The 20,740-nt window shown below is 59.7% G+C and carries 20 protein-coding genes; 14 read left to right on the plus strand and 6 right to left on the minus strand.

The window, feature by feature from the left end; genetic code table 11:
* The first annotated feature begins 2 nt into the window (after positions 1–2).
* The 5 genes from ACFOOP_RS07200 to ACFOOP_RS07220 are packed head-to-tail and all read left to right on the plus strand — an operon-like array spanning position 3 to position 6,001.
* Positions 3–683, plus strand: a complete 681-nt coding sequence (locus tag ACFOOP_RS07200; RefSeq protein ID WP_379880212.1) for a CpaD family pilus assembly protein — start codon at positions 3–5, stop codon at positions 681–683.
* Between the two features lie 43 nt (positions 684–726).
* Complete coding sequence (locus ACFOOP_RS07205) at positions 727–2,520, plus strand: CpaE/TadZ family protein (protein ID WP_379880213.1); 1,794 nt, start codon at positions 727–729, stop codon at positions 2,518–2,520.
* A 15-nt stretch (positions 2,521–2,535) separates the two neighbouring features.
* Complete coding sequence (locus ACFOOP_RS07210) at positions 2,536–4,026, plus strand: TadA family conjugal transfer-associated ATPase (protein WP_379880215.1); 1,491 nt, start codon at positions 2,536–2,538, stop codon at positions 4,024–4,026.
* A gap of 6 nt (positions 4,027–4,032) precedes the next feature.
* On the plus strand, positions 4,033–5,022 hold the full coding sequence (locus ACFOOP_RS07215; protein ID WP_379880216.1) for a type II secretion system F family protein: 990 nt from the start codon (positions 4,033–4,035) through the stop codon (positions 5,020–5,022).
* A 7-nt stretch (positions 5,023–5,029) separates the two neighbouring features.
* On the plus strand, positions 5,030–6,001 hold the full coding sequence (locus ACFOOP_RS07220) for a type II secretion system F family protein (protein ID WP_379880217.1): 972 nt from the start codon (positions 5,030–5,032) through the stop codon (positions 5,999–6,001).
* A 9-nt stretch (positions 6,002–6,010) separates the two neighbouring features.
* On the opposite strand, the gene ACFOOP_RS07225 is transcribed toward ACFOOP_RS07220, so the two are convergent.
* Entirely contained in the window at positions 6,011–6,421 is a 411-nt protein-coding gene (locus ACFOOP_RS07225; RefSeq protein ID WP_379880218.1) for a GFA family protein, read from the minus strand.
* A gap of 117 nt (positions 6,422–6,538) precedes the next feature.
* Between ACFOOP_RS07225 and ACFOOP_RS07230 the strand changes: the two genes are divergently transcribed.
* Positions 6,539–7,273, plus strand: a complete 735-nt coding sequence (locus ACFOOP_RS07230; RefSeq protein ID WP_379880219.1) for a ZIP family metal transporter — start codon at positions 6,539–6,541, stop codon at positions 7,271–7,273.
* Positions 7,274–7,280: 7 nt separating this feature from the next.
* Here the strand turns inward: ACFOOP_RS07230 and ACFOOP_RS07235 are convergent, their stop codons facing one another.
* The 3 genes from ACFOOP_RS07235 to ACFOOP_RS07245 all read right to left on the minus strand — a co-directional run bounded on the left by ACFOOP_RS07235 (position 7,281) and on the right by ACFOOP_RS07245 (position 10,661).
* The gene (locus ACFOOP_RS07235; protein WP_379880220.1) at positions 7,281–9,059 is read right to left on the minus strand and encodes a lytic transglycosylase domain-containing protein; all 1,779 of its coding nucleotides are present in this window, start codon (positions 9,057–9,059) and stop codon (positions 7,281–7,283) included.
* Positions 9,060–9,183: 124 nt separating this feature from the next.
* A complete protein-coding gene (locus tag ACFOOP_RS07240) occupies positions 9,184–9,996 on the minus strand; it encodes a uracil-DNA glycosylase (protein ID WP_379880221.1) in 813 nt (270 codons plus the stop codon).
* 26 nt (positions 9,997–10,022) lie between these two features.
* Positions 10,023–10,661, minus strand: a complete 639-nt coding sequence (locus tag ACFOOP_RS07245; RefSeq protein WP_379880222.1) for a lysoplasmalogenase — start codon at positions 10,659–10,661, stop codon at positions 10,023–10,025.
* A gap of 114 nt (positions 10,662–10,775) precedes the next feature.
* On the opposite strand from ACFOOP_RS07245, the gene ACFOOP_RS07250 reads away from it, so the two are divergent.
* Genes ACFOOP_RS07250 through ACFOOP_RS07265 form a run of 4 tightly spaced genes read left to right on the plus strand, consistent with a single transcriptional unit; the run spans position 10,776 to position 16,285 of the window.
* Positions 10,776–12,455: an electron transfer flavoprotein-ubiquinone oxidoreductase gene (locus ACFOOP_RS07250; RefSeq protein ID WP_379880223.1), complete on the plus strand. Its 1,680-nt coding sequence runs from the start codon at positions 10,776–10,778 to the stop codon at positions 12,453–12,455.
* 11 nt (positions 12,456–12,466) lie between these two features.
* Positions 12,467–14,206: a tetratricopeptide repeat protein gene (locus ACFOOP_RS07255; protein WP_379880224.1), complete on the plus strand. Its 1,740-nt coding sequence runs from the start codon at positions 12,467–12,469 to the stop codon at positions 14,204–14,206.
* Positions 14,203–15,081, plus strand: coding sequence for a 4-(cytidine 5'-diphospho)-2-C-methyl-D-erythritol kinase (locus tag ACFOOP_RS07260; RefSeq protein ID WP_379880225.1), 879 nt, complete (start codon positions 14,203–14,205; stop codon positions 15,079–15,081). Before ACFOOP_RS07255 ends, ACFOOP_RS07260 begins: the two co-directional genes overlap by 4 nt.
* Before the next feature lie 55 nt (positions 15,082–15,136).
* Positions 15,137–16,285, plus strand: a complete 1,149-nt coding sequence (locus ACFOOP_RS07265; RefSeq protein ID WP_379880226.1) for a glycosyltransferase family 4 protein — start codon at positions 15,137–15,139, stop codon at positions 16,283–16,285.
* Between the two features lie 7 nt (positions 16,286–16,292).
* On the opposite strand, the gene ACFOOP_RS07270 is transcribed toward ACFOOP_RS07265, so the two are convergent.
* Positions 16,293–17,327 (minus strand): polyprenyl synthetase family protein, encoded by a 1,035-nt coding sequence (locus ACFOOP_RS07270; protein ID WP_379880227.1) that lies wholly within the window; start codon positions 17,325–17,327, stop codon positions 16,293–16,295.
* A gap of 168 nt (positions 17,328–17,495) precedes the next feature.
* Here ACFOOP_RS07270 and ACFOOP_RS07275 point away from each other — a divergent pair, with 168 nt between their 5' ends.
* Together ACFOOP_RS07275 and ACFOOP_RS07280 are read left to right on the plus strand one after the other, a co-directional pair.
* Positions 17,496–18,374: a S49 family peptidase gene (locus ACFOOP_RS07275; RefSeq protein ID WP_379880228.1), complete on the plus strand. Its 879-nt coding sequence runs from the start codon at positions 17,496–17,498 to the stop codon at positions 18,372–18,374.
* Positions 18,375–18,401: 27 nt separating this feature from the next.
* Positions 18,402–18,611 (plus strand): hypothetical protein, encoded by a 210-nt coding sequence (locus ACFOOP_RS07280; RefSeq protein ID WP_379880230.1) that lies wholly within the window; start codon positions 18,402–18,404, stop codon positions 18,609–18,611.
* On the opposite strand, the gene ACFOOP_RS07285 is transcribed toward ACFOOP_RS07280, so the two are convergent.
* The gene (locus tag ACFOOP_RS07285) at positions 18,608–19,018 is read right to left on the minus strand and encodes a secondary thiamine-phosphate synthase enzyme YjbQ (RefSeq protein WP_379880231.1); all 411 of its coding nucleotides are present in this window, start codon (positions 19,016–19,018) and stop codon (positions 18,608–18,610) included. The two genes, ACFOOP_RS07280 and ACFOOP_RS07285, sit on opposite strands and share 4 nt — an antisense overlap.
* Positions 19,019–19,150: 132 nt before the next feature.
* Here ACFOOP_RS07285 and ACFOOP_RS07290 point away from each other — a divergent pair, with 132 nt between their 5' ends.
* Positions 19,151–19,654: a 3'-5' exonuclease gene (locus tag ACFOOP_RS07290; protein ID WP_379880232.1), complete on the plus strand. Its 504-nt coding sequence runs from the start codon at positions 19,151–19,153 to the stop codon at positions 19,652–19,654.
* A gap of 52 nt (positions 19,655–19,706) precedes the next feature.
* Positions 19,707–20,582 carry an alpha/beta fold hydrolase gene (locus ACFOOP_RS07295; protein ID WP_379880234.1) on the plus strand — a complete coding sequence of 292 codons (876 nt, stop codon included), beginning with the start codon at positions 19,707–19,709 and terminating at the stop codon, positions 20,580–20,582.
* Positions 20,583–20,740: the final 158 nt, after the last annotated feature.

Below are 20,740 nucleotides of genomic sequence, written 5' to 3' on the forward strand. Positions count from 1 at the left end.
TTATGAACGCTTCACTTTTGAAAATCACGCTTCTTTCCGCAGCATCGCTTGGCCTTTCGGCTTGCGCAGGCGGCATGTTCAATGGGCCTGAAGATGCGCTGACGATTGCAGAGACGCATCCGATCTCGGTTGACAGCCAGGTGATGACGCTGACGATCAGCGGTGATGTTTCGACCAGCGACCTTTCCAATCTGGACAAGGCGCGCCTCAGGGCTTTCGCTGACTCATACCTTACAAATGGTCACGGACCGCTGACGGTGACCGCGCCCTCCGGCGCCGGCAATGACCGCAATGATCATGAAGCCGCGGCGGATATTCGTCAGGCGCTCAATGATGTTGGGGTTCCGTGGTCGGCGATCCATGGCGCCACCTATCGGACCGGCGAAGCGTCGAATGACGAAATCATTCTGTCGTTCACGCGCTATGTCGCGACCGCCAGCCAGTGCGGCGTCTGGTCGGGTTTGAAGTCGAGTGTGTATCGCAATTTGCGCTCGCCCAATATGGGCTGCGCAACAATGAACAATTACGCGGCGATGATCGCCGATCCGCATGACTTGATTGCGCCGTCCGAGGTGGATCCTGTCGACGGCGAATCCGTCGTCCGTGCGGTGACGCTCTACCGCGAAGGAGAGATTACAGCGTCTAGTGTTGACAAGAATATCAACGCCGAGACGTCGCAATAACAATTGATCGGGCTCTATCAGGGGAAGCTCGAGGGAGATGAAGATGAAAAACGCTGCTGAAACCGCCTATCAGCCGGCAGATGACGAAGAGGGTGTCGCCGATGGCGCCGCCAGCCTCGGCGCTGACGGCGGCCCTGCGGCGAAAACTCCTGCAGCCGCCGAACAGGCCGTTGAAGAAGACTTTTCAGACGCCTTCGGCGACGATGCCGACTGGTTGAATGAAGAGCTTTCTGACGAAGAGCTTGCAGCCCTCGGCGAAGAAGATTTCGGCGATGACGTCTTCGGAGAAGAAGCCTTCGAGGAAGACCTTGAAGCCGACTTCGAAGATGACGAGCTTGGCGCAGCGCCGGCAATTGACGATCCCGTCGCTGACGCCGGAGAGGCCGCCTTTGAAGAGGAAGCCTTCACCGACCAGGCTTTCGCCGCAGAAGAAGCCGCGGCTGAAGACTTTTCTGATGAAGACTTTTCAGACGAAGATTTCAGTGCGGAAGAGTTCTCTTCTGAAGATTATGAAGCCGCAGAAGAAGCTGCGCCGGAATCGGGCGGCGCATTGGTGACGGCGGCGGAAGCCGCCGGCGGCGCGCTCGAGGAAGCACACACTTATGGCGGTGATGTAACCGGTCTTGGCGGCGAGGACGTCGATCATCGTCCGGTGCCGCGCATTTCGATCCATGCATTTTGCGAAACGCCGGGCGTCACCCAGCTGCTTGAAAAAGCATCTGTCGACCGCCGTCTGTCCAAAGCGCACCTTACCATCCACATGGGCGGCATCAACAAGGCGGTTGATCACTTCCAGACCGCCTCGACGCCGAATCTCATCATTCTTGAGACGACCGCGGGCGGCGCAGAAATTTTCGCCAAGCTCGGTGAACTGGCCGAAGTCTGCGACCCGTCGACCAAGGTCATCATCATTGGTCAGGTCAACGATATCATTCTCTATCGCGAACTGATCCGTCAGGGCGTCAGCGAATATATCGTCCGGCCGAATTCGCCGCTGCAGATCATCAAGACCGTCGCTGATCTTTATGTCGATCCGGCGGCGCCGCCAATCGGCAAAACCATGGCCTTTGTTGGCGCGCGCGGCGGCGTCGGTTCGTCAACGATCGCGCACAATGTGGGCTGGTGTACGGCGGAAGAATACAAGAGCGATACGGTCATTCTCGATCTCGATCTGCCCTTTGGCACGGCGAGCCTTGATTTTGATCAGGAAGCGTCCGCTGGACTTGTCGAGGCGTTGAGCTCGCCCGAACGTCTTGATGACGTGCTGCTCGACCGCCTGCTGCAAAAACATACGGACCGGCTGAGCCTGTTTACGGCGCCGTCCATGCTTGACCGCGATTTCGACCTCGACGATCAGGCGTTTGAAACAGTGCTTGATGTTGTTCGCGGCACCGCGCCGACGATTATCGTCGACGTTCCTCATATCTGGACCACCTGGTCCAAGCGTATCTTGATGACGGCGGATGAAATCGTCATCACGGCGACGCCGGATCTGGCTTCGTTCCGCAACACCAAGAACCTGATTGATATTCTTGGCGCGGCGCGGCCGAATGATTCCTCGCCGACGCTGATTATCAACCAGTTCGATCCGAAAATGTCTGCGGTTCAGGCCGATCAGTTCGCCGAGCATGTCGGCATCAAGCCGCAGCAGGTCATTCAGTGGGATCCGCAACTCTTCGGCACGGCCGCCACCAATGCGGCGCCGCTGCTGGAAGTTGGGGCGAAGTCTAAAGTGGCGCAATCGATCCGTGATCTTTCGGCGCATCTGCTGGGCCGCAATGAAGCGAATATTGCGCGTCCAAAATTCAGCCTGTCCGGATTGTTCAAGAAGAAATAAACAAGGTGGTGAGTAATGTTCGGACGAAGAACAGGTCCTGTTGAGCCTGCTCGGGAAGCGCCGGCGCCGGCGGCGAAAAAGCCAGCGCCGTCTTCCGCGGCGCCGAAAAAGCCCGTTGCAAAGCCGCCCGTAAAGGCGGCGAAGCCGGAGGCGAAAGCTGCGGCGTCTGCGCCGCCCCGCGTTGCAACGCCTCCCGCCAAGCCGGCCTCCACCGTGGAGATCGGCGGTCGGTCGGATGAGTATTTTCAGACCAAGACAACGATCTTCAATGCGTTGATCGATACGATCGATCTGTCGCAGCTCGCACAGCTCGACACCGAGGCGGCCGCGGAGGAAATTCGCGACATCGTCAACGAGATCATTTCGATCAAGAACGTCTCGATGTCGATCGCCGAGCAAGAGTCGCTTTTGCAGGACATCTGCAACGACGTTCTTGGCTATGGCCCGCTCGAGCCGCTGCTCGCCCGCGACGACATCGCCGATATCATGGTCAACGGCGCCAGCCGCGTCTTCATCGAAGTCGGCGGTAAAATTCAGCTCACCAATGTGCGCTTCCGCGATAATGCGCAGCTGATGAATATCTGTCAGCGCATCGTGTCCCAGGTCGGCCGCCGCGTCGACGAAGCCAGCCCCATATGCGACGCGCGCTTGCCGGACGGGTCTCGTGTGAACGTCATCGCGCCGCCGCTCTCGATCGACGGCGCCGCGCTCACCATTCGTAAGTTTAAAAAGGACAAGCTCCGCATTCAGGATCTTGTCAATTTCGGCTCAATTTCGCCGGAAGGCGCCAAGGTGCTCGAGATTATCGGTCACTGCCGGATCAACACGCTGATCTCTGGCGGTACGGGTTCCGGTAAAACGACCCTTCTGAACTGTATGACCGGCTTTATCGAGCATGATGAACGCATCATCACCTGTGAGGACGCGGCGGAACTTCAGCTGCAGCAGCCCCATACGGTGCGCCTCGAAACGCGCCCGCCCAACCTTGAAGGGTCGGGCGAAGTGACCATGCGCGATCTCGTGAAAAACTGTCTGCGTATGCGCCCTGAACGGATCATCGTCGGCGAGGTCCGCGGCCCCGAAGCGTTCGACTTGCTTCAGGCCATGAACACCGGTCACGACGGCTCCATGGGCACGCTTCACGCCAACTCCCCGCGCGAAGCCCTGCAGCGTATCGAATCCATGATCACGATGGGCGGCTACAACCTGCCTTCAAAAACGATCAAGGAAATGATTGTCGGTTCAATCGATATCGTGGTTCAGGCTGCGCGTCTGCGCGACGGTTCGCGCCGCATCACGCATGTCACTGAAGTGCTCGGCACGGAAGGCGACACGATCATCACGCAGGATCTGTTCGTATACGATATGGATGGCGAAGACGCTGACGGAAAGATCGTCGGCAAGCACAAATCGACCGGTATCGCGCGTCCGGCATTCTGGGACCGCGCCCGGTATTACGGCAAGGAAGCGGAGCTTGCCTCCGCACTCGACGCCGCATCGGAGTAGGGGTTTATGGATCAGCAGATCCTCATTGTTGTGGTTCTCGGGGTGGTCGCGTTCGGCGCGCTCGCCGTTGTTCTGCTCACGCCCAATCAGCGCGACAAGGCGAATAAGCGTGTCGCGGCGCTCAATACCGCCAAGGTCGCGAAGCGCTCAGGCGGCGGCAATGCAGAAGCCCAACATAAAGAGCGGCGCAAGAAACTCGCAGAGTCTCTGGCGGCGCTCGACGACAAGACGAAAAACCTGAAAAAGAAAAAACGCCTGACGATGGATCAGACCCTCGAACAGGCGGGTCTGCCCATGAAGCGCAAGCATTTTTATATCGCCTCGGCGGTTGCGGCGCTGATGTTCGGTCTTATTGGCGTCATCTCCGGGCAAAAATTGTGGATCAGCGGCCTCATGGTTGCTGTTGGCGGTCTCGGATTCCCCCGCTGGGTTTTGAACTTCCTGCGCACGCGCCGTCAAAAGAAATTCGTCAGTGAATTCTCCAACGCCATCGACGTCATTGTGCGCGGTGTGAAGTCGGGCCTGCCGGTCAATGAGTGCTTGAAAATCATCGCGCGCGAGGCGCCGCGTCCGGTCAGCGACGAGTTTCACATGCTGGTCGAGGGCATCCGCGTCGGTCTTTCACTCGATCAGGCGCTTGAACGCATGTATGAGCGGATGCCGCTTCAGGAAGTGAATTTCTTCGGCATCGTTTTGATGATCCAGCAAAAGACTGGCGGTAACCTCGCCGAAGCCTTGGGCAACCTTGCCAATGTGTTGCGCTCGCGCAAGCTGATGGAAGGCAAGATCAAGGCGCTTTCGTCGGAAGCCAAGGCATCCGCCTGGATTATCGGCTCGCTGCCCTTCCTTGTGGCGGGCGCGGTGCAGCTCTCGTCACCGGATTATCTGACGCCGCTGTTTACGGAAAAAGTCGGTAATTTCATCCTGATTGGCGCCGGGCTTTGGATGGGAACAGGCATCTTCGTTATGAAGAAGATGACCCAGATTAAGGTTTAACGTCGTCATGGAAGCCATCATCAATGCTGTCACGGACAGGAGTTTCCAGATCGCAGCGCTAGTTTCGCTGGCGGCGATCGCGACGATCTTCACCGTGCTTGAGCCCTTGCTCGTCAAGGACAAGCTCAAGGAGCGGATGAAATCGGTCGGCAATTACCGCGACAATCTCCGTAAACAACAGCGTGATGCGCTGGCGAAGAAAACCAAGGGCCTGCGAAACACCACGCCGCAAGGCGCGGTCAAAGAGCTTGTGGAAAGCCTCAAGCTGCTTGAAGTTTTCGACGCCGATTCCGCGCGCAAGAAACTGATGATGGCCGGCTATCGCGGTCAGGGTCCGGTCTTCACTTTCATGACGGCGCGTCTCAGCCTGCCGTTCATCGTAGCGATTATCGCCGGGATCTATGTTTATCTGCTGGACGGGTTTGAACTCGACAGCTTCGGCAAGCTGATGGCGACCTTTGGCGGGTTCTGCGTCGGCTTTTATCTGCCGAGTATTTATATCTCCAATGCGGTCTCCAAGCGCCAGAAAAGCATTCAGGAGACCTGGCCTGATGCGCTTGACCTCCTCCTGATCTGTGTTGAAGCGGGCATGTCTATCGAGGCGGCGCTCCAGAAAGTCGGCGATGAAGTAGGTCCGAACTGTCCTGAACTTGCTGAAGAGCTTGGTCTGACGACGGCGGAACTTTCTTACTTGCAGGAACGCAAACAAGCTTATGTGAATCTCGCAGAGCGCACCGGTCTCGACTCGGTGAGAGGCGTTGTCACAGCGCTGGTCCAGTCGGAAAAATACGGTACGCCCCTTGGCCAGTCCTTGCGCGTGATGGCGAAGGAAAGCCGGGAGCTGAGGATGCAGGAAGCGGAAAAGAAAGCCGCCGCGCTGCCGCCGAAACTCACCGTGCCGATGATCGGCTTCTTCCTGCCGGTTCTGTTCGCGGTTATCCTTGGCCCTGCGATCATGTCGATCATGAGCACGCAGTAAGCGTTTGCGCTAGTCTGTGCGGCCTCGCTTAAAGCGCGGCAGATGGTCATCCGTCTCAAACCATTCAATGCGATCCTCGCAATAGATATGGAAATCCGGCGGCGACAGCGCCGGGTCATCCAGCGTCGCCGTGTTGACGCCCAGCGTTTGTGACTCATCGTCTTCGCGAAACACGATATAGGTTCCGCAATCGCTGCAGAATTCCCGGCCCGCATGATCGGATGCGCGATAGGTTTTTGGCGCGCCCTTGAGATAGGAAAAGCCGGAGGCGTTCAGCGCAAACCAGGCGACCACTGGCGACCCGGACTGGCGCTGACAGGTCCGGCAATGGCAATAGCCGCTTTCCTCAATCTTTCCGGAAACCCGGTAGCGGACCGAGCCGCACAGGCATCCGCCTTCGGCGTCAATGGAATTGCTCATAGGCTGCATCCTGGATGATGGAGCGGGCGCATGCCCGCCTGTTTGCATTGCGCCAGACTAGCATTTCCCGCAGGCAAAGTCCGGCGCTGTTATTGGCCGCGCGCAGTTTCGTGAATCATGGTGTTAATTTCTGCCTGTATGGAAATCAAGCTTCTCATCCTCCTCCTGATCGCCGCCTTTTCCGCCATGGCGGGCGGCGCCCTTGGACGCTGGGAGCGCATTCACCCGAACTGGATGCGCTCGGAAGTGCGTCATGGCGTCATCGCCTTTGGCGGCGGCGCGCTGCTTGCGGCGGTGTCGCTTGTTCTGGTTCCGAAGGGCATGGCGCTGCAGCCTGCTTGGGCGTCGCTGCTGAGTTTCGGAGGCGGCGCCTTCGCGTTTTTGATGTGCGACCGGTATTTCACCAATCGCGGCACGCCGCTGTCGCAATTGCTGGCGATGCTGCTCGACTTTGTGCCGGAAGCCATTGTTGTCGGCGCGGTGATTTCGCGGAATTACGGCGAGGCGCTGTTCCTGACGCTGATCATTGCGGCGCAGAATATTCCCGAAGCCTTCAACGCCTATCGCGAGATCACGCACAGGGGCGGCGGAAAGGGGATGGCGCAGCACGCCCTTCTGGTGATTTCACTCGCGGCGCTGTCAGGCGTGGGCTGGGGCTTTCTGGGCTATTTCGTTTTTCACCCCGACCATGTGCTGCTCGGTTCAATCATGACCTTTTGCGCAGGGGGCATCGTCTATCTGGTGTTTCGGGATGTGGCGCCGCAGGCGCAATTGGAGCGCGCATGGTATCCGTCAATGGGGGCGGTCGTCGGCTTTATGGTCGGAATGGCGGGACACGCCTTTGTCGGCTGAGCGGCGCCTATTCGCCGCTTTGGCCTGCAATTTGATCGATCGCTTCATAGAGTGGCAATTCACCCGCCGCGACTTTTTCGCGAGATGGCGCCGGCTGACCGAGGCGGGCGCGATAGACCCAGAAATTCGTCAACACGATTTCAACGAAGTTACGGCTTTCGCGGTTTGGAATGCTTTCAATGAAAAGCAGCGGGTCCTCAATCGCGACATCGCGTTTCCAGCGGCGCAAATTGCCGGGCCCGCCATTATAAGCGACAGCCATATGGAAAAGGTCGCCGTCTGTTGAGCGGGTCATTAGATGATCCACGTAATTCTGGCCGAGCTCCATATTATAGGCCGGATCGTAAAGCCGTTCCCGGCCTGAGCTGTAACGAAGGGAGCGGTCGCCGGCGATGTAGCTTGCCGTGCGCGGCATCAGCTGCATCAGTCCGCGGGCGCCGACGCGGCTCGTCGCATCGGTTTTGAATTTCGATTCCTGCCGCATCAGCGCGTAAAGCAGCGCGCGGTCCACCTTGAAACCGTTTTCCGGCGCATAATGGGGGACCGGGAAAAGTCCGGCCTGAAGCGCCGGATTGTCGTCGGAAAGAGCGATATCAACTTGTGCGGCGGGCAAATCGAGCGCGATGGCGAGCGCGAGTAATTGCGGTGTTTCGTCCGCGTCGATGGCGCCGTTGGCCCAGCGCAATTCGAGATCGGCTTCGCTTGTCTGTCCAACTTCGTTCAGCGCAATGGCGCGAAGAATGCGCGGCTGGTCTTCCGCGAGATCTTCAAGCTGATCCTGCGTCAGTTCCGGCGCCGTCCAGTTATAATCATAGGCGCGGCCTAGCTGGGCGAGGGCGAGCTGTCCATAGAAGGTGAACGGATATTCGGCGGCGATCTCAAGATTGGGCGTGACATCCGCGGCGGCGCCGGCCGCGAGCGCTGTGCGCGCGGCCCAGAAGCCGGCGGCGGATCGAAGCGAATCTTCCTGATAAGGCGTGGCGGCCATGGCTTTGAAGAGATTATGGGCGCCGGTGATATCGCCCTGGCGATATTTGATCAGCCCCGCGATCCAGTATGCCAGCACTGCGCTGTCGCCATTGCGGGCGGCTGCGGCGTCGGCCATCTCAGCGGCCGCGTCGATATAGCCCTGATAATAAAGGCTGGCCGCAATCCAGGAAGACATGCGGTCATATTGGCGCTCGGTGATGGTTCCGCGTTTCAAATGGCCGTCGATTTCACGCCTGGCTTCAAGCGCACGCTCCTTGTTGGAGAGAAAGCGAACGCGGCCTTCGATGCGGCGCACATTGGAACGGCTTTTCCGGTCGTAGTCCCCTTCAAGATCGGGGTGGAGTTCCTTTTCAGGCTCTGAACGCCATTTGCGCGAAATCGGACGAACGGGGGAAGTTTCGCCGCGAGGCTGGCGTTTGCGGGCCAGTGAATAAATTTTATCCGCTTCCGGATGGTCGGCGTAGTACGACATCCAGCGTTTCAACTCACCGAAGGTGGAGCGATAGGCGGTTGGGTGCATATAGCGCTGAAATTGCACATAGCCCATCAGGATGTCGTTTTCGAGCGCAGCGATTTTCGCGTCCGCTTCTTTCCAGCGGCCATCTTCTTGCAGCGCGAAAATTTCCTTATAGAGCGCGGCGTCCTGATCGCTCAGCACACGGACGGAAAGGGCCGATGCGGCAGCAGGATCGGCGAGGGTGATTTCCTGCGGCGCGGTTTCATCCGCAGCGGCTGCGGCGACCGCTCCCTGTGCGGCGCACATCACAAAAACCGAAAACCAGCGCATAGCCGCCATAACTCAAATCTTCCTTTTGCCCGCTTTTGCGGGACCCGGTGACGGCATTATCGCCGCCGGAAGTGAAAAAAGGGAAATGATCCCAACGCCCCAAACTTTACACCTAAGAATATGGTAATGTCGGTTAATGCTCCTTTAACCGCCGGTCGAGGGACTGAAGGTCAGCCCAGGCGAGGCGCTTGCCCGCCGGCTGGCGAAGCAAAAAGGCCGGGTGATAGGTGGGGAGCGCCGGATAGCGCTTGCCGCCCGCCGTCTCGATCTCCCGCCACACGCCTCGCGCCCGCATGATGCCGGTGATCCCGAGCAGCGCCTGAAGCGGCGCGCCTCCGGCGATCAGGACCGCTTTGGGATCGGTGATTTCGATCAGACGGTCCACGAACGGCCTGCAGACGGCGGTTTCGAGCGCCGTCGGCGTCCGGTTAGCTGGCGGACGCCAAAAAATAACATTTGAAATCAGTGTATTAGAGGTGCGGTCCCGGCCGATGGCGGCGAGCATCCGGTCGAGCAACTGGCCCGCACGGCCCACAAAGGGTTTGCCGATCTGGTCCTCGTCCCGGCCCGGCGCCTCGCCGATCACCAGGAGGTCGGCCCCCGGCGTTCCGTCGGCGAAAACGGTGTTTTTCGCGCCGGTCTTCAAGGGGCAGCCCTCAAAGGCTTTCACGGCGGCTTCGAGCGCCTCGTAGCTGTCGCAGGCGGCCGCCAGCGCTTCGGCGGCTTTGATCGCCTCGTCTGTGGAGATTGATTCCGGATCGGGCGGTGCCGGCGCAGCAGGCGCATCGGCCTTGCGCACGCTTTCAAGGCGCGGCGCGGCGGCGGGATCAAGGCGAGTCCAGCTGTAAAGATCGGCGGGTGCGGGCCCGACCGCTTCATCGACGCCCATTTCCGCATACCAGCGCAACAGGGCGCGCGCCGCCTCGACTTCGGAAACTTCCACCATGGTCATATCCTAACAGAAGAGACGCCTTAAACAGAAGCCGCGAGCATCAATTGCGCCCCATAATAAAGCGGCAGGCCCCAGGCCCTGTTGAAAAACGCCGGGGCGACAAATTTCTCCCGGGCGACGGCGAGATCTGAAACTGCGAAGCCGATGGCCCCTGCGATAACGAGGAGGCTTGGCGTGGGGCGGGTTGGCGGCGCGGCGAGAAAACTGGTCGCGACCATCATGGCGATGATGGCTGTGTAGACCGCAACCGGCCCGCGAAAGGCCCCGAGATGCGGCCAAAGCCAGCGCAGGGAGAGCGCGGCGAAGACAATCATGGCCGCCGCCCCGACGATGAAAATCGCCGTCAATTGGGGCCAGCCCCAAAAAAATGCGCCGATATAGGCGGCGTGACCGGCGGCGAAGGCGCCCATGCCCCCGAGAAAGGTTTTTTCCCCAGCAGGAATAAGGAGGATGTCGCCCGCCATGCACAAGATCAGCGCCGCGAGCACCCAGAGCCCATAGGCGCTCTCGCCTGCGCCGCCAGCGAGCGCCGCCAGCACGAAAGCAAGCGACGCTGCAGGCTTTGCGATCCATCGCAGCCGCTCGTCGCCGCGATGCTCAGCCAGCAAAAGCAGTGCGACGAAACCGGCGCAAACCATGGCGGCTATATTAAAACTCATATGATCCTTCGGAAAACAATGCTTTGCGACGTGGCTTTTCCCGATGATTTTTGCCAAAACCGCAGGACCCCGATGCGGGACTAAACCTCGTGGCAGCGAAAAAGAGAAGACGTAATGACAGAAGAAGCGCCAGAACGCGAAGCGATGGAATTCGATGTGGTGATTGTCGGGGCGGGGCCGGCGGGCCTTTCCGCCGCCATACGCCTCAAACAGCGCGCGGCCGAGGCCGGCGGCGACATCAATGTCGTGGTTGTTGAAAAGGGCTCGGAAGTCGGCGCTCATATTTTGTCGGGCGCTGTGCTCGATCCATCAGGTCTTGACGCGCTGCTCCCTGACTGGCGCGATATGGGCTCGCCCATCGACACGCCTGTTTCGTCCGAGAGCTTTAAAATTCTGGGCGCGAGCGGGTCTATGTCGCTGCCCGTGATTGGCATGCCGGACATGGTCAAGAACCATGGCTGCTATATCGTTTCCATGGGCAATGTCTGCCGCTGGCTCGCCGAACAGGCTGAAGGCATGGGCGTTGAGATTTATCCCGGCATGGCGGCCTCGCAACTGCTCTATCGCGAGGATGGTTCGGTGCGCGGCGTCGTTGTCGGTGAAATGGGCATCGGCAAGGACGGCCAGAAAAAAGACTCCTACGAGCCCGGCATGAAGCTTGTCGGCAAATATGTGCTGATCGGCGAGGGCGTGCGCGGTTCGCTGGCGAAACAGCTGATCGCGAATTTCAAGCTCGATGAAAACAGCGATCCGCAAAAATACGGCATCGGCTTGAAAGAGCTGTGGGAGATTGCGCCGGAAAAATCGCGCCCCGGCCATGTGCAACATACATTCGGTTGGCCGCTGAAAGACGACACCGGCGGCGGCTCGTTCCTCTATCACTATAGCGACAACACCATCGCGCTCGGTTTTGTCGTGCATCTGAACTATAAAAATCCCTACCTTTATCCGTATGGGGAGTTTCAGAAATTCAAGACCCATCCGGAGATCGCCGAGCTTCTGGAAGGCGGCAAGCGTATCGCCTATGGCTCGCGCGCCATTACCGAGGGCGGCTATCAGTCTGTTCCGAAACTCGCCTTTCCGGGCGGCGCGCTGATCGGCTGTTCCGCGGGCTTCGTCAATGTGCCGCGCATCAAGGGCAATCACAACGCCATGCTGACGGGCATGATGGCGGCGGATGCGGCTTTCGAGGCTGTAAGCGCCGGTCGCGAAGGCGATATGCTCGACGCTTATGAGGCCGCCTATCACGCCTCCGGCGTCAAGCGAGAGCTTTTCAAGGCGCGCAATGTGAAACCCCTATGGTCAAAATTCGGCACGCGCATCGGCGCTATTGCGCTGGGCGGGCTCGAATTATGGATGAATTCGATTGTTTCCGGGCTGTCCTTTTTCGGGACATTGAGGCACGGGAAAACCGATGCGGCGGCGACGGAGCCGGCGGCCAAGCACAAGCCTGTCGAGTATCCGCGCCCCGATGGACAGACAACCTTCGACCGACTGACAAATGTCGCCTTTTCCGCGACCAATCACGAAGAAGATCAGCCTTCCCACCTCAAACTTAAAGATCCTTCAATCCCCATCGGCGTTAATCTGCCGGTCTATGCCGAGCCTGCGCAACGCTATTGTCCGGCAGGTGTTTATGAAGTGGTGACCGGGGAGGGCGGCGGCGATCCGCAGTTTCAGATCAATGCCCAGAACTGCGTTCACTGCAAAACCTGCGACATCAAAGATCCGTCGCAAAACATTGTCTGGACGACGCCTGAAGGCGGCGGCGGGCCGAATTATCCAAATATGTAAGGAGCGCCCGAGTGCCGCGCAAAAGTCTGTTTAGTCTATTCGCCATTGGTCTGGCCGCTACCGGCTGCGCGACGTCGCCGAATGAGGCGACCGTCGTTGGCGACTACCTGACGGGGCGTCTCGCCGCGCGCAGCAATAATGTCGGCGTCGCGGCGGAAGCCTTCGGCGATGTCGAGACCGGCGGTTCAAACACCGATGAAGTTCTGCGTGGCGCGTTTTTCTTTCAGGTGGCGTCCGGCGACATTGACGCGGCTGCTGCGCTGGCGCCGAAAATTCTTTCCAATGACGATATTGAGGATGACGATCTCGCGCGGTTGGTCGAAGCTGCGCACGCTCTGAAAAACAAAAACTATCCTGGCGCGCGCGCTGCGCTTTCCGCTGATGCGGAGGTTGAGTATTTCGCGGCGGCCATGATCATCCTCGATGCATGGGCCATCGCTGGTGAAGAGGGGCCGGAACCGGCGCTCAAAGCGCTGGCGGCGAAAAAGGGCGAAACCTTCCGCGGATTTCATCCTTTGCATCAGGCGTTTCTGTTTGAAAACGCCGGGCTCGTTGATGAGGCGCGCACTGCGTACCAGCTTGCGCTCATGTCCTATGGCGGCATCGTCGCCCGTGACGCCTATGGATCGTTTCTTGAGCGCTCCGGCGGTCTCGACGGCGCCCGCAACCATTATGAATTATTGGCGCAATATCCCGGTCCTGACCGTCAGGTGGCGGAGAGCGGACTGCGCCGCCTTGACGCCGGCAAGACCGATACGGCTTGGGCCGATGTAACGCCGCAAAAAGGCGCTGCCGTCGCGCTGTATATCTTCGGCTCTGCAGTGCTGCAGCAAACTGTTGAACAGCGTGACGCGGCGGAAAAAGCCGGCTTTCGCGTCGGTGACGCCAATTATGATATGCCGCTGGCTTTCACGCGCATTGCGCTCTATCTCGCGCCGGAATTCGATCATGCGCAGCGTCTCGCGGGCTCGATTTTGAACGCCTATGGCGACAATAAAAAGGCCGTCGCCATGTTGCGGGGCATTCCGAAATCTTCCGCTTTTTATGAGCAGGCGCAGATCGAAGTTGCCGGCGGGCTTATGGCGCAAGGCGAGGACCGTGAAGCAAAAAGGCTCTTACGCGCGCTGGCCAATTCGGGAAGCTCGCCGGAAGGACGGTTCACCTATGCTAACCTGCTCGCCAGTGAAGGCGATCATCGCGGCGCCGTGCGCGAATATACGGCGCTGATCGACGCCCTACCGGAAGATCCCCATGAAGACGCATGGCGGTTTCTGGTCGGGCGCGCCGCCTCTTATCTGACGCTCGATAACTGGCCCGCTGCAGAAACCGATCTGAAGCGGGCGGTGGAGATCGCTCCGGAAGAATCTGCGGCGCTCAACTATCTCGGTTATTCCTGGGCGGAGCGCGGTGAAAATCTCGAAGAGGCGTTCAGTCTGATCGAAAAGGCGGTGGCGCTTGAGCCCAATTCCGGCGCCTATATCGACAGTCTCGGCTGGGCCCACTATCAGCGCGGCGATTATGAGGAAGCGGTCGGGCATCTCGAGCACGCTGCGTCTCTGGAGCCCGCTGATCCGACGATTACGGATCATCTTGGCGATGTCTATTGGCGTCTCGGACGCAAGATTGAGGCGCGCTATGAATGGCGCCGCGTTCTGGAGCTGGAGCCCACGGAAACATTGCGCAAAAGCATTGAAGACAAGATCAAGGATGGGTTGCCGCCGGAAACCGGTTCGCCGGAAAATGATGCATGATCGCTCTCGCCGCGCCTGCAAAGATCAATCTTTATCTGCATATCGGGCCTGTTCGTCCTGACGGGCTGCATGATCTCGCCAGTCTTTTTGTGTTCGCCCGTGACGGCGACGTCATTCGCGTTGAGCCTGCGAAGAGTTTGTCGCTAACCATGACGGGGCCTTATGCGCCGCTGCTGAAAGATCTTCCGCCGGAAAAAAACCTTGTCTATCGCGCAGCGCAAATGCTCGCCCATGCGGCGGGGGTTGAGGCGGGGGCTGCAATTACGCTGGAGAAAAATCTTCCCGTCGCGGCGGGCGTCGGCGGCGGATCGGCCGATGCGGCGGCGGCGTTGAACGCGCTGGTGGCGCTATGGAAGATTGATATTGGTGAGGAGGCGTTGATCCGGCTCGCCTTCCGTTTGGGCGCCGATGTTCCGGCCTGTCTTGCAAAAGCGCCGGTGAATGTTTCGGGCGCGGGGGAGCGGATCGAGCAAGGCCCGTCCTTGCCGCCATTATGGATCACGCTCGTCAATCCGCGTGTGGAAATGCCCACGGGGCCGATTTTTCGCGCCTTTGACAAGGCCTATCCCGCGCCGCCGGCGCCATTGCTCGCGAATTTCAGGGCGGCTAACTACCAGCAACTGAAACAGGCGATGCAGGCGACGCGCAATGATCTCGAAGCTTTCGCTATCGAAAAGGCGCCGGTGATCCGTGAGGTGATCAATCGGCTCGCGGCGGCGCCCGGCGCTCTCGCGGCGCGCATGTCCGGCTCCGGCGCTACGTGTTTCGCCTTGTTTGCGTCGCCCGTTTCGGCCTCTCGTGCGGCGCGTGCGGCGCAAGCGCGTGGACACTGGGCCATGGCCTCGGCGCTTTATGTGCGCCTGGGCGACGTTTGAAAAAGCGTTAGCTGGTTTTCGTAAAACGCTGCGATAAACAAATACCTAGACCATCATGAGCGCTTTCGAAATTGTGCATGATGGTCTAGGTTTTAAGCTCCAGAACCCGGCGGATTTCATGCTGATCGAACCTTTCATTTTCGCCTGTGCCGGCGCGGTCACGATCGCCGTCAGCTATTGCGCCTGTCTTTATGCGGCGCAGGCGCGGCGCGTGCTCGATCATCCCAATGAGCGGTCCAGCCACACGAGCGCGACCCCGCGCAATGGCGGTTCGGCGATCATGGCGGGCTGGGTCGCGGGGGCTTTTGTTGTTTCCGCTTTCGCGGGCGATGCGGACGCTGCCGGCAAGCTCGCAAGACTGGCGGTCTGCGGCGGTCTCGCCTTCGCACTCGGTTACGCTGACGATCATCTGACATTTTCGCCGATCTGGAAACTGGTGGGACAGGTGGCGATCGCCGCGCTTTTCACCATTCTTTTCGCGCCGCTCCAATCCGTTCCGTTGCCGTGGTTCGGGGAGGTGGCGATTCCTGCTGCGGTGAGCGTGCCGGTCACGATCCTCTGGATCGCGGGTTTCATGAACGCGTTTAATTTCATGGACGGCGCCAATGGCATGGCTGGCGGCGCGGCGGCGGTGGGCCTCGCCTGGTTTGCGGTGATCGCGAGTTTCACGGGCGCCCCGGCGCTGGCGGTTGCGGCGCTGTTGCTGGCGCTGTCGGCGGCGTCGTTCCTGCCGGAAAATCTTTTGCGCGGTAAATTGTTCATGGGCGACAATGGCAGTCAGGCGCTCGGTTTTTTCATCGCGGCTTTCGCGGTGCTCGGCGTCAACTGGACAGACGGGCATCTCAGCGCGCTCGTCATTCCGGTGATCTTTTTGCCGTTTCTGTTTGACGTTGCATGGACGCTGGTTTCGCGCTTCTTGCGGAAACAGAATGTCCTTGAGGCCCACCGCGAGCATTTCTACCAGTTGATGATGCGTCTCGGCGCGTCCCATGCGCGGGTCTCTATTGTCTATATGTCGCTGATCAGTTTCTCATCGGCGGCGGCGATTTTGATGCTGACTCATCCGGCGACGCTGCACTGGATGACTCCGCTGGTGCTGTCGCTCCTGTTCACGATTGGCGCGGTCGCGATCTATCGCCCCGCGATGCGCGCCGGGCTGTTGGCGAGCGCCGAACCGGATGCGTCTTTTTCCGCCGCTGAATAGAGTTGCTTTAAGCGCCGCGGGCTGTCGAGGTTTCGACCAGGTCGGCGAGCGCGCTCGTAAAGTCGTTCTGCGGCGCATCTTCAAGCGCATCAAGCGCCTTGCGGGTGTAGGAACGGGCGCATTCAATCGTGTCTTCAAGCGCGCCGTCGCGCTCCATCAATTCCCGCGCTTTTTCGAAATCGCCTTTTTCCTGGCGGCCTTCGGTGATGACCCGGCGCCAGAAAGGTTTTTCTTCATCGCGCGCGCGGGCGACGGCGAAAACCACCGGCGCCGTCATCTTGCCTTCGCGGAAATCATCGCCGATTGTTTTGCCGAGCGCGTATTCGAATCCTGAATAATCAAGTGCGTCATCAATAAGCTGATAGGCGACGCCGAAATGATCGCCGAAACGGCGCATGGCGTCTTCATCCTGTGCGCCGGAGCCGGAGATCATGGCGCCGACTTCCGTTGCGGCGGCGAACAGCGCCGCCGTCTTCGCCTTCACCACATTGATATAGGTCTCGAAGGTGGCGGCGATATTTTTCTGTGTCGTCAATTGCAGGACTTCGCCTTCGGCGATAACGCCTGACGCATGGGACAGGGCGCGCAGGACGCCCAGATTCTTCGCTTCGACCATCAGTTCAAAGGCGCGCGAGAAAATGAAATCGCCGACGAGCACGCTTTCCTTATTGCCCCAGATGATGTTCGCGGTGGAGGCGCCGCGGCGCAGCGCCGATCCGTCAACGACATCGTCATGCAGCAGCGTGGCGCCATGGATAAGCTCAACCGCAGCGGCGAGTTTCACATGGTCATCGCCGTCATAGGAAAAGACGCCGGCGGAGGCGAGGGTGAGCATCGGGCGTAGCCGCTTGCCCCCGGCATTGATGAGGTGACCCGCCAGTTGCGGGATCATCGCCACCGGCGAATCGAGGCGGCCCAGGATTTCCCGGTTCACAGCCTGAAGATCGGCGTCGGTCAGCGCGCGCAGGCGGTCGACCGCCGAAAGGAACTCCGGCGCGCGTTTTGCGGCGATAGTCTCGCTTGCTGTCGCGGCCAGTCCCAAAATTACGCCTTTCGCCTCATTGCAACGGGTTCGCAGATTGGTCGCTGGCGGCTGACCGGTCAAGCGCTCCCGGCTGCGGCCTTTCGGCGGCGTCCCGGGTAACCATCTTTCCAGCGGCGCTGGCGCTGGCGCATTGAAAAGCTTCGGCTTTTACCTTACTTGCAGCCGATGGCAGATATCTCCGAACTCTTCAAAAATCTCTGGCTGAAGCTCCCCTTCACAGGTGAATCGGCGCCTCGCGTATCCGTGATTGAGCTTAACGGCGTCATTGGCGAAATGGGCGCCGGGCGCAAAGGGCTGACGCTCAAAAAAATCGAGAAGGCGATTGAGGCGGCGTTCAAGCCGGGTGATCTGAAAGCAGTGGCGCTGGCGATCAATTCGCCCGGCGGGTCTCCGGTTCAATCGCGTCTTATCATGAGCGCCATCCGGCGGCAGGCGCGCGAAAAGGATGTTCCTGTCCTGGCCTTTATCGAGGATGTGGGCGCTTCGGGCGGATATATTCTCGCTATCGCCGCCGACGAAATTTACGCTGATGAAAGCTCCATTGTGGGCTCGATCGGCGTGATTTCCGGCGGTTTCGGATTTCCAGAAGCGATCAAAAAGCTGGGGATTGAGCGGCGCGTTTACACGGCTGGCGAAAACAAATCGACGCTGGACCCGTTCAAACCCGAAGATCCGGAAGATGTGGCCCGGCTCGAGGTGATGCTCGCTGAACTCCACGACCAGTTCATTGCGCTGGTGAAGGAGCGGCGCGGTGACAAGCTTTCCAGCGATCCCGATCTCTTTTCGGGACGGTTCTGGACAGGCGCTGCGGCGGCGCAAAAGGGATTGGTCGACGGAACCGCTCAACTCGGCGATTTTCTGCGCGACCGCTACGGAAAAGATGTTAAGGTCAAGCGTATCTCGCCCGACAGCGGGTCTCTCCTGAAAAAACTGATGGGGGGCGAAGCTGGGGCGTCAGGACTTTCGGCGCCGTCCCTGATCGACGCCGATGAGATGCTGGCGGCGGGCGAGCGCAGGGCGTTATGGGCGCGATTCGGTCTTTAGGGCCGAGACTTGGACAGGAGATTCGCCATGAGCGCAGTCACCACTCTTGTTGCGACGGTTGCGGCCGCCGCGGGCGCTGTCGCCCTGTTCCGCGTCGCTGAAAGACGCATGCGGCCGCTTCGCAAGGCGTTGAACGAGATGCGAAAAGCGGCGTCCCCTACTGGCGGCGATGTCATCGACTATGAACAGGACTCTGAAAGCGGCGTCTTTCGTCCCAAGGGCGGGGTGCGTTCCTAAACGCCTTCAATCAAGGTGACGACAATGCGCCGTCTTTGCGGCGCGCGCCGATGTTCAAGCACATAAATTCCCTGCCAGGTTCCCAGCAGTAATCGTCCTTCAGCAAACGGGACGGTGAGCGATGTCGCGGTCACCGCGGATTTCAAATGCGCGGGCATGTCATCCGGGCCTTCGGCGTCATGGCGATAGGGTCCGGTTTCTGGCGCGATGCTGTCGAGCCAGTCGAGAAGGTCGCGCATCACATCCGGGTCGGCGTTTTCCTGTATCGTCAGCGATGCGGAGGTATGCTGGATAAACAGATGGGCGAGCCCGTTCTGGATCGGGGCCTGGGCGAGGACGGCCTCCAGCTGCGCCGTGATGTCGATGGCCTTGCGCCCCGCAGTTTCGACCGTTAGAAGCGTCGCCATCTATAACCTCTTGTAATTGAATAAAAATTCTGGGGCACTATTGTTTTGCCGCGCGCTCTGCCACAAGCCATACTCGCCCGGTTCGCCGCAATCCGTTCGTTCCGCCCGATTTTTTGATATGCCGATTTTGATGTGTCTGTTGCCCAATTGAAAGACATCGCTTTCATCGACCTTGAAGCCTCGGGCTTGTCCGCGCGTTCCTGGCCGATTGAGGTGGGCTGGTGTTTCGCCAGCGGCGCCCCGCAGGCGATGCTGATCCGGCCTGACCCTGCATGGTCGCTCGAGGACTGGGACGCCGAGGCGGAGGCGCTGCACGGCGTGCCTCATGACGACCTTCAACGCGAAGGGGTTCAGCCTGGCGAGGTTTGTGAAAAACTGAATGAAGCGCTCGCAGGCAAGCTCGTCTATTCCGATGCGCCGGACTGGGACGGTTTCTGGCTCTATCGCCTGTTTCAGGCGGGCAAGGTCCGGCAACGCTTTGTCGTGAGCGATTTTTCCTCGATCTTCCGTGGCGCCACGCCTGAAAAGGTTGATCGGTGCATTGCGGAGGCTGACCGCGCCGCGCCGCGCCTGCACCGGGCGATCCCTGACGCGCTTCACATGCGTGCGCTTTATAAGCTCGCCATTGAACAATAAGGCTATGTGATCAGGCGTTGATCCTGATCGTTCCATAGGCGATGTCCGGAACATGTTAGATACGAATGCAACGTCTGAAGCGCGCCGGTTTACGGTTCATCTGGCGGATGGCGAAATGAGCGGCTGGCGCTGGGAAAACACCGGCGCCGCCCCGCTGTTATTTCTTCATGCAACCGGATTTTGCGCCTCCGCCTATGCCCGGATGCTGTCGTCGCTTGCCGGCGCCTATGACATTTACGCCCTCGATCATCGCGGCCATGGTCGCAGCAAACTGCCAGCCGAGCCGGGAAGCCTCCGGTCCTGGGCGATTTTTCGCGACGATGTGCGCGCCTTTCTCGATCAGGAGAACCGTGAGGGCTGGACGCTGGCCGGACATTCTCTTGGTGCCGCTGTCGCCTTGCTGGTCGCCGAAGGCAGGCGCGATGTCGCCGCCCTGAAATTGATCGAGCCGGTGGCCATGCCGGCCTGGCTTTCCAGTTTTGCGAAAACACCGCTCTGGCCGGCCTTTGCCGCGCGCATGCCGCTGGTGCGCCAGTCGCTGCGACGGCGCAGCCAATGGGCGTCCCGGCAGGAGGTTGTCGCCTCCTATGGCCGCAAAACCCTGTTTCGCGATTGGGCGCCCGGCGTTCTGGAAGATTATTTGACCGACGGCCTCGCGACAGAGGGGGCGGTGGGCGTTCGCCTTTCCTGTGCGCCCGCATGGGAGGCGGCGACCTTTGCCGCCCAGGCCAATGATTTCTGGAAGGCGGCGGCGCATGCGCCAGCCCCGGTTCGTGTTTTCGCGGCCCGTCAGGCGGCCTCGACCGTTCCAGCCTTTGCGCGAGCCCGGCTCCAAAAACTTGGCGTGGAGCTGACGGTTGACGAGGGCGCCGGACATCTTGCGCCGATGCAAAAACCTGAAGAATTGGCGTCTTTTCTGGCGTCCTGACCACATCTGCGCGGAAAAAAACCGCTGCTGGCGCCAGAAGGGTTGGAGCTTCAGGGCCTTTTTGCTAAGCGTCGCTGCCGAATATCCAAACCAGCACGGAGGGCCCGCAAAGGCGGCGTCAAAGACCGGGCGGTTTTTAGTCAAGGAAGGTTTTGAGA

This window comes from Hyphococcus aureus (assembly GCF_042643165.1).
Lineage (GTDB): Bacteria > Pseudomonadota > Alphaproteobacteria > Caulobacterales > Parvularculaceae > Hyphococcus > Hyphococcus aureus.